The organism is Xanthomonas sp. NCPPB 901 (genome assembly GCF_056725085.1).
Genome location: NZ_CM161511.1, coordinates 4,217,544 through 4,230,113, shown reverse-complemented (window position 1 = coordinate 4,230,113; position 12,570 = coordinate 4,217,544). Strand labels below are relative to the sequence as shown.

Annotated in this window: 13 protein-coding genes; 6 read left to right on the top strand and 7 right to left on the bottom strand. The window is 69.6% G+C overall.

Translation table 11 applies throughout. From position 1 onward, the window contains the following. Window positions 1–3 precede the first annotated feature (3 nt). Window positions 4–579 (top strand): alpha-ketoglutarate-dependent dioxygenase AlkB family protein, encoded by a 576-nt coding sequence (locus tag AC1PME_RS17895; RefSeq protein WP_481096580.1) that lies wholly within the window; start codon window positions 4–6, stop codon window positions 577–579. A 362-nt stretch (window positions 580–941) separates the two neighbouring features. On the opposite strand, the gene AC1PME_RS17890 is transcribed toward AC1PME_RS17895, so the two are convergent. The 4 genes from AC1PME_RS17890 to AC1PME_RS17875 all read right to left on the bottom strand — a co-directional run bounded on the left by AC1PME_RS17890 (window position 942) and on the right by AC1PME_RS17875 (window position 4,559). Next, window positions 942–1,616 carry an ABC-type transport auxiliary lipoprotein family protein gene (locus AC1PME_RS17890; protein WP_254459182.1) on the bottom strand — a complete coding sequence of 225 codons (675 nt, stop codon included), beginning with the start codon at window positions 1,614–1,616 and terminating at the stop codon, window positions 942–944. After that, window positions 1,613–2,539: an MlaD family protein gene (locus AC1PME_RS17885; protein ID WP_019797240.1), complete on the bottom strand. Its 927-nt coding sequence runs from the start codon at window positions 2,537–2,539 to the stop codon at window positions 1,613–1,615. The genes AC1PME_RS17890 and AC1PME_RS17885 overlap by 4 nt, the downstream gene beginning before the upstream one ends. A gap of 4 nt (window positions 2,540–2,543) precedes the next feature. Beyond that, window positions 2,544–3,365, bottom strand: coding sequence for an ABC transporter ATP-binding protein (locus tag AC1PME_RS17880; RefSeq protein WP_307552453.1), 822 nt, complete (start codon window positions 3,363–3,365; stop codon window positions 2,544–2,546). A gap of 81 nt (window positions 3,366–3,446) precedes the next feature. Continuing rightward, window positions 3,447–4,559, bottom strand: coding sequence for an ABC transporter permease (locus AC1PME_RS17875; protein WP_481096579.1), 1,113 nt, complete (start codon window positions 4,557–4,559; stop codon window positions 3,447–3,449). A gap of 100 nt (window positions 4,560–4,659) precedes the next feature. Here AC1PME_RS17875 and AC1PME_RS17870 point away from each other — a divergent pair, with 100 nt between their 5' ends. Further along, on the top strand, window positions 4,660–5,919 hold the full coding sequence (locus tag AC1PME_RS17870; protein WP_254459179.1) for a threonine/serine exporter family protein: 1,260 nt from the start codon (window positions 4,660–4,662) through the stop codon (window positions 5,917–5,919). A 59-nt stretch (window positions 5,920–5,978) separates the two neighbouring features. Here AC1PME_RS17870 and AC1PME_RS17865 read toward each other — a convergent pair whose 3' ends face one another. The 3 genes from AC1PME_RS17865 to AC1PME_RS17855 form a co-directional block, all read right to left on the bottom strand. Further along, window positions 5,979–6,440, bottom strand: a complete 462-nt coding sequence (locus tag AC1PME_RS17865) for an H-NS histone family protein (protein ID WP_307552451.1) — start codon at window positions 6,438–6,440, stop codon at window positions 5,979–5,981. Between the two features lie 245 nt (window positions 6,441–6,685). Next, window positions 6,686–8,380, bottom strand: a complete 1,695-nt coding sequence (locus AC1PME_RS17860; protein ID WP_481096578.1) for a proline--tRNA ligase — start codon at window positions 8,378–8,380, stop codon at window positions 6,686–6,688. Between the two features lie 89 nt (window positions 8,381–8,469). Beyond that, window positions 8,470–8,862 (bottom strand): DUF4124 domain-containing protein, encoded by a 393-nt coding sequence (locus AC1PME_RS17855; protein ID WP_254459176.1) that lies wholly within the window; start codon window positions 8,860–8,862, stop codon window positions 8,470–8,472. A 77-nt stretch (window positions 8,863–8,939) separates the two neighbouring features. Between AC1PME_RS17855 and pssA the strand changes: the two genes are divergently transcribed. The 4 genes from pssA to AC1PME_RS17835 all read left to right on the top strand — a co-directional run bounded on the left by pssA (window position 8,940) and on the right by AC1PME_RS17835 (window position 12,424). After that, window positions 8,940–9,716 carry a CDP-diacylglycerol--serine O-phosphatidyltransferase gene (pssA, locus tag AC1PME_RS17850; RefSeq protein WP_254459175.1) on the top strand — a complete coding sequence of 259 codons (777 nt, stop codon included), beginning with the start codon at window positions 8,940–8,942 and terminating at the stop codon, window positions 9,714–9,716. A 14-nt stretch (window positions 9,717–9,730) separates the two neighbouring features. Continuing rightward, window positions 9,731–10,180 carry an alanine acetyltransferase gene (locus tag AC1PME_RS17845; RefSeq protein ID WP_481098146.1) on the top strand — a complete coding sequence of 150 codons (450 nt, stop codon included), beginning with the start codon at window positions 9,731–9,733 and terminating at the stop codon, window positions 10,178–10,180. Continuing rightward, window positions 10,177–10,665, top strand: coding sequence for a ribosomal protein S18-alanine N-acetyltransferase (rimI, locus tag AC1PME_RS17840; RefSeq protein ID WP_254459174.1), 489 nt, complete (start codon window positions 10,177–10,179; stop codon window positions 10,663–10,665). Before AC1PME_RS17845 ends, rimI begins: the two co-directional genes overlap by 4 nt. A 613-nt stretch (window positions 10,666–11,278) precedes the next feature. After that, window positions 11,279–12,424, top strand: coding sequence for a pectate lyase family protein (locus tag AC1PME_RS17835; protein ID WP_307552446.1), 1,146 nt, complete (start codon window positions 11,279–11,281; stop codon window positions 12,422–12,424). Window positions 12,425–12,570: the final 146 nt, after the last annotated feature.

Genomic DNA, 12,570 nt, shown 5'->3' with positions numbered 1-12,570 from the left:
GCAATGGACCTGGACCTGCCCGGCGCCGATCTGCGCTGGTATCCCGAGTGGCTGGACCCGGCGACGGCGGCCGCGCTGTGCGCGCAGTTGCTGCGCGAGGTGCCGTGGGAGGTGCACCGGATCCGGTTGTTCGGAAAGCTGGTCGATTCGCCACGGCTGAGTTGCTGGATCGGCGATGCGGACGCCAGCTACCGCTATTCCGGCACCCGTTTCGCGCCGCATCCGTGGCCGGCGGCGCTGCTGCCGTTGCGTGCGCGGTTGGCGGCCGAGACCGGGGTGGCGTTCAACAGCGTACTCGCCAACCGCTATCGCGATGGCCGCGATGCGATGGGCTGGCACAGCGACGACGAGCGCGAACTCGGCCCGGCCCCGGTAATCGCCTCGCTGAGCCTGGGCGCGCCGCGCCGCTTCGTGCTGCGCCACCGCCAGCAACCGGCGCTGCGCCAGGCGCTGGAGCTGACCTCCGGGGGACTGCTGCTGATGGCGGGCGACACCCAGCGCCTGTACCGGCACGCCCTGCCGCGCACCGTCAGGCAGGTTGGCGAGCGGATCAACCTGACGTTCCGTCGGATCGCCTAGCGCCCACCCTTCTCCCATCGGGAGAAGGTGCCCCGAAGGGGCGGATGCGGGTCGGGTTGCTAGGGAGGCGTCTGGAGGAATAAAGCTCCCTGGCCGCCGTACCCTCACCCCCAGCCCCTCTCCCGGTGGGAGAGGGGAGCAGAGCTGGCGTGGCATGGGCTTACTGAGCTGAGCGCACGCGCCGGTCGCTGCCTCAGCGGAAGGTCCGAATGCTGCAACCGCATCCCTTCTCCCATCGGGAGAAGGTGCCCCGAAGGGGCGGATGAGGGTCGGGTTGCTAGGGAGGCATCTGGAGGAACAGGGGCTCCCTGGCCGCCGTACCCTCACCCCCGGCCCCTCTCCCGGCGGGAGAGGGGAGTCAATCAGCGCCGCGGCGGCTTCGGGCGGGCTGGCGGCGGAACGCTGGGGGCCAGTGCGGTGGCGGCGTCGGCCTGGCCCTGTTGCAGGGTCCAGCCGACCACGTCGTGGCCGATCTGCGACAGCGCCTTGGCGAAGGCATCGACCACCTGCGATTCGGCGGTGCCGGCGGCCGGCTCGGTCACCAGGAAGGTGCGCGAGGCGACCACGCGCTGGTCGGCGCTGTACAGCAGCTTGGCGTTGAGTTCGATGGTGGCCGACGGCACCGCGCGCCCGGCGTAGTCCGATTCGAAGCGGCGCAGGTCCAGCAGCAGCTTGTAGTCGGCGCGGATGCCGGTGCCGAGCCGGGCCACGCCCGGAATGCGCCCGGAATCCTCGAACCCGCGCAGCAGCATGTCCTCGAGCATGTCGGTGGCCGGCTGCGCCCAGCTGACGCCGCCGTACACCTGCAGTTCGTCCGGGGTCGGGCGCACCGCGATGCGCGAACTGTCGACCACGCGCGCGGCGCTGGGCTTGGTCAGCGCCAGTTGCCACGTCACCTGCGGCCAGGCCGGGTCCGCGGTCACCCGCACGTCGGGCGCGTAGATCGTCACCGGCTCCTTGCTGCCGCCCGGCAGCGAACAGCCGGCCAGCAGCAGGGCCGGCACCGCGAGCAGGAGGAAGGCGCGCATCGGCTTCATTTGGGTTTGAACTCCTTCGGGGCGTCGCGGCCGAGCAGGTAGCGCGCGGGGTTGTTGTCCAGGCGGTCGCTGACCCGGCGCAGGTCGCGGATCAGGCCGCGCAGTTCGGTCAGGGTCGGGCCGAGCTGGCCGAGGCCGTCGTTGGCGAAGCTGTTGATCGCCGAGCGGTTCTCGCCAAGGATCTTGTCGGCATTGCCGGCAGCCGAATCCAGCTTGCTCAGCGTGTCCTCCAGCTTGTCCAGGATCGGTGGCAGCTGCTGCACCAGGTTCTGGTCCAGGCGCTGGATGGTGCCATTGGTGGTCTTGAGCGTGGTGTCCAGGTTGCGCGCGGCGTCGCGCGCGCTGACGATCAGCGACTGCATGCCCTGGTCGCGGTCGGCCAGGCCGCCGCTGATGGTCTCCAGGTTATGCAGGGTGGCGGTGATGCTGGCGACATTGCGGTCGCTGAGCACTTCGTCCAGGCGCTCGACGATGCGGTTGGCGGTGTCGGTGATGTTCTGCAGCGCCGAGGGCGTGGTCTGGATGATCGGCGCATCGCTGTTGTCGATCGAGGTCAGCGTCGGCGCTTCCGGGGTACCGCCGGAGAGCTGGATGATCGACGGTCCGGTCAGGCTGGTAATGCCCAGCTTGGCGCGGGTGTCGCTCTTGATCGGTGTGGTCGAGTTGACCCGGATCCGCGCCACCACCTGGCGCGGGTCGTTCGGCGCCAGGGTCAGCTCGGTGATCGAGCCCACCGCGATGCCGTTGTACTGCACCGGGCTGCCGACCGACAGGCCGGTCACCGCCTCGCGGAAGACCACGCGGTATTCCTGCCAGGTGCGGTCGGAGGAGTACTTGGCGGCCCAGAGTCCGAACAGCAGCAGCGCGATCCCCACCACGATGGTGAAGGCGCCGATCAGCACGTAATTGGCTTTGGTTTCCATGGGCTCAGCGGGTCTCGGTCCAGGCGGTCTTGGCATCGCGTGCGGCGCGGGCGCGCGGGCCGTGGAAATACTCTTGGATCCACGGGTGGTCCACGTGCTCGATCTCGGCCAGCGGCGCGTTGGCGATGACCTTGCGGTCGGCCAGCACCGCCACGCGGTCGCAGATAGCGTACAAGGTGTCCAGGTCGTGGGTGATGAGGAACACGGTCAGGCCCAGCGCTTCCTGCAGGGTGCGGATCAGCCGGTCGAAGGCGGCCGCGCCGATCGGGTCCAGGCCGGCGGTGGGTTCGTCCAGGAACAGCAGCGGCGGGTCCAGCGCCAGTGCTCGCGCCAGCCCGGCGCGCTTGCGCATGCCGCCGGACAGCTGCGAGGGCAGCTTGTTCAGCGCGTCGGCGGGCAGGCCGGCCAGCTTCACCTTCAGCAGCGCCAGCTCGTAATGCCAGCTGTCGGGCAGTTCGCCGAAATGCTCCTTCAGCGGCACCTGCACGTTTTCGCCGACGGTCAACGAGGAGAACAGCGCCCCGTCCTGGAACAGCACGCCGGTATTGCGCTCCACGTGCAGGCGATCGGCGCGGCGGCCGGAATCGGTATCCACGCCGAGCACCTGGATCTTGCCGGCATCGGGTTCGCGCAGGCCGAGGATGGTGCGCATCAGCACCGACTTGCCGGTACCCGACCCGCCGACCACGCCGAGGATCTCGCCGCGGCGCACGTCCAGGTCCAGGTCCTCGTGCACGGTCTGGCTGCCGAAGCGGTTGACCAGGCCGCGCACGGAGATGGCGAGTTCCTGGTCGGGAATCGGGAGTGGGGAATCGGGAATGGTCAAGGCGTGCACTCCCGGCCGACGTCGCTGACGCAGCCGGCGTTCCCCATTCCCGATTCTCGACTTTCGATTCCCGGCTTCAACTCACCACCCCATGTTCATGAACCACAGCGCGGCGATCGCGTCGATGATGATCACCAGCGAGATCGTCTGCACCACGCTGGAGGTGGTGCGCTCGCCCACCGACTGCGCGGTGCCTTCCACCCGCAGCCCTTCCAGGCAGCCGATCAGGCCGATCACGATGGCGAAGATCGGTGCCTTGGACAGGCCGACCAGCATGTGCCGGATCTGGATGGTGTCGTGCATGCGCGCCAGGTACATCTGCGGCGGGATGCCCAGGTCGAAGGCGCCGACGGTGACGCCGCCGGCCAGGCCGGCGATCATCGCCACGAAGGTCAGCAGCGGCAGCATCAGCAGCAGTGCCACCAGCCGCGGGATCACCAGCAGGTCCATCGGGTCCAGGCCCAGGGTCTGGATCGCGTCGACCTCTTCGCGCGCCTTCATCGCGCCGATCTGCGCGGTGAACGCGCTGGCGGTGCGCCCGGCCAGCACGATCGCGGTCAGCAGCACCGCGAACTCGCGCAGGAAGGCGATACTGACCAGCTCCACCACGTAGATTTCGGCGCCGAAGTCGCGCAGGATGGTGGAGCCGAGGAAGGCGATCACCGCGCCGACCAGATACGACAGCAGCGCCACCAGCGGCACCGCGTCCAGGCCGACCTGCTCCATGTGGTGCACGGTGGCGGTCAGGCGGAACCGGCGCGGCGCGTGCAGCAGCCGCAGCAGCTTGACCAGGGTCTCGCCGAGGAAACCGACCAGGGCGACGATTTCCTTGCCGTTGCGGTGCACCGCATAGCCCAGGCGTTCCAGCGCCGCGGCGAAACCGTAGTCGCGCTTGCGCTTGGGGCGGTCGTCGGCCACGTCCTCGATGGTCGAGACCAGCGCGCGGTGGTCCTGGCGAAAATCCACCGCATCGTGGGCGATGCCGTTGCGGGTGGCGTAGCGCATCAGCTGCAGCACCCCCGCCGAATCCAGCTGGCCGATGCCGCTGGCGTCGATGCCGGTGGTGCCGGCCGGCATGCCGCGCAGCACTTCCGAGGAGGCCAGGGCGGTGGCCAGGGTCCAACTGCCGGTCAGCCGCACCCGCGAGGGGTCTCGGTCGTCCTGGCTGAGTTTGGGCGGTTGCGGTTCGATCATGGGGGCGTCCGGTGCGCGAGCATACCTGTTTCGCCCGTGTTGCAGATGTGGTGATCGCGACAGGGTGGCCGGGCGCGGCGTTGGCGCCATACTAGCCGACATGCCCGCCGCTCCCACCGTCAGTCCCTCCGCCAATGCGACCTACGCGCAGCGCATCGCCTTTGTCTCCGACATCGCCGGGCGACTGCACACCTACGGCACCACCGCGCAGCGGCTGGAGGCGGCGGTGGTGGCGCTGTCGCAGCAACTGGACCTGGACTGCGAGCCCTGGTCCAACCCGACCGGGCTGATCCTCAGCTTCAGCGACCCGACCAAGGCGATCGGCTCCAGCGACATCACCCGCGTGGTGCGGCTGGCGCCCGGCGACAACGACCTGCACAAGCTCAGCGTCGCCGACCGCATCGCCGACGACGTGGCCAGCGGGCGCATGAGCGTGGCCCAGGGCCACACCGCGCTGCGCCAGCTGGACCAGCCGCCGGGACGGCGCTGGATGGCGATGCAGGTGCTGGGGTTCGGCCTGGCCGCGGCCGGCGTGGCCGGGCTGTGGCGCCTGCCGTGGCTGGACATCGCCACCGCCACCGTGATCGGCCTGCTGATCGGCGTGCTGACCCAGCTCACCGACAAGCGTCCGGCAACCAAGGAAGCCAACGACGCGCTGGCGGCGCTGCTGGCTGGTTTCGTCGCGACCCTGGTGGCCAGCTTCGTGGCGCCGCTCAATCTCAACACGGTGATCATCGCCTCGCTGGTGGTGCTGCTGCCCGGCATGGCGCTGACCAATGCGGTCAACGAACTGACCAGCCAGCACTGGGTGTCGGGCACGGCGCGCTTCGCCGGCGCGGTCACCACCGTCGTCAAGCTGACCGTCGGCGCGGTGATCGCGGTGACCCTGGCGCAGCTGCTCGGCCTGGAGCCGATGGTGCGGGCATCGCGGCCGCAGCACGGTTGGGTGGAATGGGCCTCGCTGCTGGTCGCCGCCTACGCGTTCGCGCTGCTGTTCAAGGCCAGCGGCCGCGATTACCCGTTCGTGATGGCGGCCTCGGCGGCCGGCTATGTGATCGCGCGCTTCGCCGGCGACGCCTGGGGCAGCCCGGTCGGCATCTTCCTGTCGGCGATGGTGTTGACCGCCGCCGGCAATCTGTTCGGGCGCATCGTGCAGCGGCCGGGCGCGCTGGTGCGGCTGCCGGGCATCATCATGCTGGTGCCCGGCAGCGCCAGCCTGCGCGGGTTGTTGACCCTGGTGCAGCAGCAGGACGTACTCGGCGGGCAATCGGCGTTGCTGACGGTGACCAATATCGTGATGGCGCTGGTCGCCGGCCTGCTGTTCGGCAATCTGTTGGTGCCGGCGCGCAAGAATCTTTGAAGACTGAAACGAAGAACGCCGGCATGGCCGGCGTTCTTCGTGACGGCTGTCGCGGCGAATCAGGCCTTCGGCGCGGGGGTCTTGCTGGCCTTCTTGGCAACGCGCTTGGCGGCCTTCTTGGCGGTTTTCTTGGCCGGTGCGGCGGATTTGGCGGCGGCGCCGGCGATCAGGAAATCCTCGACCTTCTTGCCCTTGGCGACCAGATCGGCCAGCCAGCGCGGCTGCTTGCCGCGGCCGGTCCAGGTGTCGGCGGCATTGGCGGGATTGCGGTACTTCGGCGGCACCTTGCCCAGTTTGCGGCCCGGCTTCGGACCCGGCTTGCCGGCCTTGCGGCCGCGTGCGGCGGGCGCGCCGCCGAAGACTTCCTCGATGCTGTAGCCGTGGCTCTTGGCCAGGCGCGCCAGCTGGGTGCGGACCTTGGCGATGGGAGTGCGCTTGGCGACGATGGACTGCTGCTTCTTGGCGGTCTTGATGAGGGCGCCCAATTGCTTGGCGGACAGGCCGCTGAGATCGATGGTCATCTTTGCTCCGGAAAATGGGTGGTGTCCGTTCGCCATTCCCTGGCAACCGCGAAAGCATAATGATGCTTTATCGGATTGACAAATATCAGGCTTATTCGCGGCAGGCATTTGCAAGTGGAATGCCGCTGCAGTATTCGTCTGCCGTTGTATACCCGCTGTATTCAATTGCGGCAGTAGCGCGAAGATTTCGCTTATGGGCGTGACGATAGCGTAAAAAGGCCGGGATATACTCCCGGCCCCATTCTTCAGCCCTGCAGTCGCGCCAGCAGCGCGCTGCGATCCAGGTGCTCGGCATCGCCGCCGCTGCGCGCGCGATATTCGAAGGTGCCGGCGGCCAGGCCGCGTTCGGACACCACCACGCGGTGCGGAATGCCGATCAGTTCGATGTCGGCGAACATCGCGCCGGCGCGCAGCCCGCGGTCGTCCAGCACCGCATCCAGCCCGGCCTGCTGCAGTTCCGCCAGCAACGCCTCGCCGGCGGCATCGACCGCCGGATCGCGCTTGGGATTGATCACGCACACCGCCACCGTCCACGGCGCCATCGGCTGCGGCCAGCGGATGCCGGCGTCGTCGTGGTTCTGTTCGATCGCCGCGGCGACGATGCGGGAGATGCCGATGCCGTAGCAGCCCATCGCCAGCGTCACGGTCTTGCCGTTCTCGTCCACCACCGTGGCGTCCAGCGCCTGTGCGTACTGGCGGCCGAGCTGGAACACATGGCCGACCTCGATGCCGCGGGCCAGGCGGATCTCGCCGCCATCGGGCGCGCGCTCGCCCTCGACCACGTTGCGCAGGTCGGCGACGGCGTCCGGCTCCGGCAGGTCGCGGCCCCAGTTGACCCCGGCCAGGTGGAAGCCGGGTTCGTTGGCGCCGACCACGAAGTCGGCCAGCGCCGCGACGTCGCGGTCGGCGACCACGCGGATCGGCTGGCGCGGACCCAGCGGGCCGAGGAAGCCCGGTTCGCTGCCCAGGTGCGCGAGGATCTCGGCCTCGTTGGCCATGCGGTAGCCGGCCAGGCCGGCGACCTTGCCCAGCTTGATCTCGTTGACCGTGTGGTCGCCGCGCACCAGCGCCAGCACGAAGGTTTCGCCGGCCATCACCGCCACCGACTTGACCGTGCGCTGCAGCGGGAGGCCGAGCAGTTCGGCCACCGCCTCGCAGGTCTTCTGGGTGGGCGTGGCGACCTTGCGCAGGTCCTCGCTGGCCGCCGCGCGCGGCGCCGGCGCCGCGGCGATCGCCGCCTCGACGTTGGCCGCGTAGTCCGAGCCGGTGGAGAACGCCAGCGAATCTTCGCCGGAGGCGGCCAGCACGTGGAATTCCTGCGAGGCGTCGCCGCCGATGTCGCCGGAATCGGCCTGCACCGCGCGGAACTGCAGTCCCAGGCGGGTGAAGATGCGGGTGTAGGCCGCCTTCATGTTCTCGTACTCGCGCGCCAGGTCCTCATCGCTGAGATGGAACGAGTAGGCGTCCTTCATCAGGAACTCGCGCGCGCGCATCACCCCGAAACGCGGGCGGATCTCGTCGCGGAACTTGGTCTGGATCTGGTAGAAGTTGACCGGCAGCTGCTTGTAGCTGTTCAGCTCCTGCCGCGCGAAATCGGCGGCGGCCTCCTCGGCGGTCGGGCTGTAGCAGTAGTCCTGCTCCTTGCGGTCCTGCATGCGCAGCATCAGGCCGCCGAACTTGCTCCAGCGCCCGGTGGCGTCCCACAGCTCGCGCGGCTGGATGGTCGGGAACAGCACTTCCAGGGCGCCGGCGTGGTTCATTTCCTCGCGCACCACCGTTTCCACCTTGCGCAGCACGCGCAGGCCCAGCGGCGACCAGGTGTACAGGCCGGAGGCGAGCTTGCGGATCATGCCCGCGCGCAGCATCAGCTTGTGACTGATCAGTTCGGCGTCGGCCGGGGTTTCCTTGGTGGTGTGCAGGTGGAACTGGGAAAGGCGCATCGAAGGGCTTCGCAGACGGCGGGTCGCCCATTTTGCCAGTCATTGCCGGCGCTGCGGGCATCGCCCGCGGCTGGCCTGGCGTGTCCGGGTTACTTGGCGGGCGCGGCCGCCGGGCTGCAGTAGGCCTTGATCGCGGCTTCGGCCAGGGCCTTCTGCGCATCGCGCTGGGATGCGTCCAGTTCCCCGTCCGGCTTGCCGTCGCCATCGTTGTCGGTGGCGATCTTGCCGGGCTTGCCGAGGATGTCCAGGTTCTTGCGCGCGGTCTGGCACTGGCCGTTCTCGGCCGGGGCCGCCGCGGGCGTCTCGGCCGGGGCGTCGCCGCGGGTGTCGACCTTGCGGACCTGGTACTTGCCGCCGGGGGGCGGGGTCTCGGCATAGTGGGTGACGCCCTGCGCGTCCTTCCACTGGTACAGGGTGGTGGCGCCGAGCATGCCGCTGACGGCGAGCAGGGGCAGGCAGCAAAACCGGGGCAGGGCGCGCATCGCGGTCTCCAGGGCGCGGCGGGAGCGCCGATTGCAGCACCCGCCGACGCGCCTGGCAAGTCGATTAGACTGAGGGGATGGACCCATCCCGACCGCCCCCCCGTTCGCGCACCATCTACCTGCTGCCGAACCTGTTCACCACCGCCGGCCTGTTCTCCGGTTTCTACGCCATCATCGCCGCCGCCAACGGCCAGTTCGTGCACGCCAGCGTGGCGGTGTTCGTGGCCGCGGTGATGGACGGGCTGGACGGGCGCGTGGCGCGGCTGACCGGCACCAGCAGCGAATTCGGCGTGCAGTACGACTCGCTGGCCGACCTGGTCAGCTTCGGCATGGCGCCGGCGCTGGTGATGTACCACTGGTCGCTGTCGGCGCTGAAGTTCGACGGCAGCATGCTGGGCCGGGTCGGCTGGTCGGCGGCGTTCCTGTACGCGGCCTGCGCCGCGCTGCGCCTGGCCCGCTTCAATACCCAGGTCGGCACCGTCGACAAGCGCTGGTTCGTGGGCCTGGCCAGCCCGGCCGCGGCGGGGCTGATGATGGCCTTCGTGTGGTCCTTCGCCGACGGCTCGCTGGGCTGGGACGGCGAACAGCTGCGCTATGTGGCCCTGGGCCTGACCGTGACCGCGGCGCTGCTGATGGTCAGCCGCATCCGCTTCTGGAGCTTCAAGGGCAGCGGCGAGAAGGGCCCGCGCACCGACCGGGTGCCGTTCCTGATGCTGGTGCTGGCGCCGGTGGTACTGGCGGTGCTGGTGATCGACCTGGCGCGGGCGCTGCTGGCGATCGGCGTGCTGTACGCGCTGTCGGGGCCGTGCCTGTGGCTGTGGCGGCGCTGGCGCAGGGTGCCGGACGCGGCATGAGCGAGCACGCGTCCATGCACGCGCCGTTGTGGTCGGCCGAGCAGGTCGGCTGGCTGCAGGCGCTCGGCCACACCGTCTACGTGGATGCCGCGGCCGTGGTCGAACCGACGCCGCCGCCGGAGGTGGAGCCGGCGGTACCGGCGCAGCGGCAGGCGCCGATGCCGCCGCGGACGGCGTCTCCTGCCGAGGTGCCGGAGCGGCGCCGGGCGCCGCCGCCACCGGCGCCGGCGGTGCAGCCGGATGCGCTGCGAGCCGCACCCGTGGCGGGCGCGCGTCGGGTCGGGCTGCGCCTGCCCGACCGCCTGCAGATCGCCCTGCTGCGCGCCTCCAGCCTCAATCCCAACGATCCGGCCACGCAGGCGCTGATGGCGACCTGGCCGCTGGACGAGCTGCGCGGCAACGCCGCGGCCAAGCGCGCGCTGTGGCCGCAGTTGCGCGCGTTGCGCAAGCGGGCGCCGCGATGAGCGCGCTCGGCTCGGCGCCGGCGCCGATGGCCACGCTGCGCGCCTTGCGCGAGGCCGATCTGGACGCGGTGATGGAGATCGAGCGCCGCGCCTATCCGTTCCCCTGGACCCGCGGCATCTTCCGCGACTGCCTGCAGGCCGGTTATCCGGGCTGGGTGCTGGTGGAGGAGGGCACGATCGTCGGCTACGGGGTGATCAGCGTCGCCGCCGACGAGGCGCACATCCTCAACGTCTGCGTGGCGCCGGAGCGGCAGTCGCGCGGCTACGGCCGGCTGCTGCTGCGCGCGTTGATCAAGTACGGCGTCGACCTCGGCGCGCGCCGGGTGTTCCTGGAAGTGCGCCCGTCCAATCCCAACGCGATCGCCCTGTACCACAGCGAAGGCTTCAACGAGATCGGCCGGCGCCCGCGCTACTACCCGGCCGCGAACGGCCGCGAGGACGCGTTGGTGATGGCGATCGAGCTGTTCTTCGAAGGCATGTCCTGAGCCATCCTCGCGCCGCGCGCCGTTCGCGCGCCTGGCCGGTGCACAGCGCAGCGGCCGTTGGCGGATGCCGGGAGGGGCGCGCAATGCAAGCACGCCGCGTGCCGCGCGTTCCCCGCCCGCTTCCGACGTCAGGGGCGCCGCGGTGGCTTCCTGGTGCGGCGACATCGCCTGCCGATACGGACCCTGCCGCCCCACCGGTATCGCGTCGGCGACAGGCGCGCTGACCGCCAACGGCGACGCGCGTGCGGTCGGCGTCCGCCACGCGCGTTTGCGGCGTTCTGGCGCTGCGCCACGCCGATCCGCAATGTCGCCTCCTGTCGGCGGGACAGCGTTGTTGTCCCGCAGCGATGGCGCTGCGCCGCGTTGCGGCGTGCAGGCCATTCGTGCGCGGTAGATCACACATCGTGCGACTGGATCCTGGCGTCGCCTCGTTGCCTCTTTACACGCGCGTCGCCCTCCCTAAAGTGCGCGCCTCTTCGGCGCCTGCCTCCCACGCGGGCATGACCCGCAGTTGTCCGAGGGGACAGCGACCGCGCAGGCGTCGCCGTGGGTTCCGCTGCCGCGGAGCGCGCGCGTCTGCGTCCAAATCACGCATGCACACGAGGTTTCCAGGATGATCACCCAGTCCTTCATCGCTCCATCGCCGCTGCGCACATTCGGCCTGGCCCTGTGCCTGGCCGGCATCGCCGGGGCCGCCCATGCCGACGCCAGCCTGGAGGTCGCCAGTACCGGCTGGGCCACGCAGAACGGCGGCACCAAGGGCGGTTCCAAGGCCGCCGCGGCCGACGTCTACAGCGTCAGCACCGCCGCGCAGCTGAAGGCCGCGCTGAAGGCCAGCGCCGGCAGCAACGGCCGCATCATCAAGGTCAACGGCATCATCGACATCAGCGAAGGCACGCCGTACAGCACCACCGCGGACATGAAGAGCCGCGCGCGCCTGGACATCCCGACCAAGACCACGCTGATCGGCGTCGGCAGCAACGCCGAGATCCGCGAGGGCTACTTCTACGTCAAGGCCAACGACGTGATCGTGCGCAACCTGACCATCGAGAACCCGTGGGATCCGCAGCCGGTGTGGGATCCGGACGACGGCAGCGCCGGCAACTGGAATGCCGAATACGACGGCATGACCATCGAGGGCGCCAGCAACGTGTGGGTGGACCACGTCACTTTCACCGACGGCCGCCGCACCGACGACCAGAACGGCACCGCCAACGGCCGGCCCAAGCAGCACCACGACGGCGCGCTGGACATCAAGAAGGGCGCCAACTACGTGACCGTGTCGTACTCGGTGTTCAAGTCGCACGAGAAGAACAACCTGATCGGCTCCAGCGACAGCGCTTCCAGCACCGACAGCGGCAAGCTCAAGGTGACCATCCACAACACCCTGTTCGAGAACATCGCCGCGCGCGCGCCGCGGGTGCGCTTCGGCCAGGTGCACCTGTACAACAACTACCACGTGGGCAGCACCGGCAACGCGGTGTATCCGTTCTCCTACGCCCACGGCGTCGGCAAGGAGTCGAAGATCTTCTCCGAGAACAACGTCTTCGACATCAGTGGCGTGAGCGGTTGCGACAAGATCGCGGCGAACTACGGCGGCAGCGTCTACCGCGATTTCGGCTCGCTGCTCAACGGCCAGGCGCTGACCTGTTCCTGGAACAACAACATTGGCTGGACCCCGCCGTACACCTATTCGCTGCTGCCGGCGAACAAGGTGGCCGCGGACGTCAAGGCCAAGGCCGGCGCGGGCAAGCTCTGAGCCTGACAGGTGTCGCCGCCTGCCAGGCAGGGCGGCGGCACCTGGGGACGGCCGTGATGTTATGTAGCCGCGGTAGGAGCGGTTTCAGCCGCGACCGGGCGTTCATGGGAAGGCCCGGTCGCGGCTGAAGCCGCTCCTACGACGCC

What these genes read in the sequence shown, in the direction of transcription:
- AC1PME_RS17885 (WP_019797240.1), bottom strand. Translation starts at nt 2,539, where the DNA reads ATGGAAACCAAAGCCAATTACGTGCTGATCGGCGCCTTCACCATCGTG.
- AC1PME_RS17860 (WP_481096578.1), bottom strand. Translation starts at nt 8,380, where the DNA reads ATGCGCCTTTCCCAGTTCCACCTGCACACCACCAAGGAAACCCCGGCC.
- AC1PME_RS17870 (WP_254459179.1), top strand. Translation starts at nt 4,660, where the DNA reads ATGCCCGCCGCTCCCACCGTCAGTCCCTCCGCCAATGCGACCTACGCG.
- AC1PME_RS17835 (WP_307552446.1), top strand. Translation starts at nt 11,279, where the DNA reads ATGATCACCCAGTCCTTCATCGCTCCATCGCCGCTGCGCACATTCGGC.
- pssA (WP_254459175.1), top strand. Translation starts at nt 8,940, where the DNA reads ATGGACCCATCCCGACCGCCCCCCCGTTCGCGCACCATCTACCTGCTG.
- AC1PME_RS17865 (WP_307552451.1), bottom strand. Translation starts at nt 6,440, where the DNA reads ATGACCATCGATCTCAGCGGCCTGTCCGCCAAGCAATTGGGCGCCCTC.
- rimI (WP_254459174.1), top strand. Translation starts at nt 10,177, where the DNA reads ATGAGCGCGCTCGGCTCGGCGCCGGCGCCGATGGCCACGCTGCGCGCC.
- AC1PME_RS17855 (WP_254459176.1), bottom strand. Translation starts at nt 8,862, where the DNA reads ATGCGCGCCCTGCCCCGGTTTTGCTGCCTGCCCCTGCTCGCCGTCAGC.
- AC1PME_RS17875 (WP_481096579.1), bottom strand. Translation starts at nt 4,559, where the DNA reads ATGATCGAACCGCAACCGCCCAAACTCAGCCAGGACGACCGAGACCCC.
- AC1PME_RS17845 (WP_481098146.1), top strand. Translation starts at nt 9,731, where the DNA reads ATGCACGCGCCGTTGTGGTCGGCCGAGCAGGTCGGCTGGCTGCAGGCG.
- AC1PME_RS17890 (WP_254459182.1), bottom strand. Translation starts at nt 1,616, where the DNA reads ATGAAGCCGATGCGCGCCTTCCTCCTGCTCGCGGTGCCGGCCCTGCTG.
- AC1PME_RS17895 (WP_481096580.1), top strand. Translation starts at nt 4, where the DNA reads ATGGACCTGGACCTGCCCGGCGCCGATCTGCGCTGGTATCCCGAGTGG.